The sequence below is a fragment of the Thermococcus sp. JdF3 genome (genome assembly GCF_012027495.1).
In the GTDB taxonomy this organism is placed as follows: Archaea; Methanobacteriota_B; Thermococci; order Thermococcales; family Thermococcaceae; genus Thermococcus.
In genome coordinates this window covers 1-458 of record NZ_SNUK01000022.1, presented here as the reverse complement: position 1 = coordinate 458, position 458 = coordinate 1, and the positions used below count along the sequence as shown (strand labels likewise).

Below are 458 nucleotides of genomic sequence, written 5' to 3'. Positions count from 1 at the left end.
CGAGCTCTGGCTCACCCTTGATTATCTCAAGCCTCTCAATGTTCATAGTTCCGGCGATGTCCTTTTCGATGGCCTTCAGCATTCCGTAGGAGTCGGTAGCGTAGATCGCCACGTGCTTGAGCTTAGCGTTGAGTGCTAAGCCATGGGAGTTCTTGTAGCGCCTCATGGCACTGATTACTTCTCTCGCGAGCTCTCCGAGCTTCTCGGCGTTCTCGTCAATCCTGCCTTCGTCGTACTTCGGCCACTCGAGGAGGTGGACGCTCTTCGCTCCAATGCGCTCTTTGAAGAGGTTCTGGTAGAGCTCCTCGGTTACGTGCGGCACGAACGGAGCGAGCAGGAGCATGACGTTGTAAAGCAGTTCGTAGAGGGCTACCTTTGCCTTCAGCTTGCTCTCCTCATCGTCGCCGTATAGCCTGTACTTGATCATCTCGATGTAGTCGTCAGCGACCTCGTGCCAG

1 protein-coding gene is annotated in these 458 nt (G+C 55.0%); it reads right to left on the bottom strand.

The window, feature by feature from the left end; all coding sequences use genetic code 11:
- Window positions 1-458 (bottom strand): class I tRNA ligase family protein (locus E3E42_RS11710; protein ID WP_167904887.1); only part of this gene is annotated, 458 nt, incomplete at both ends.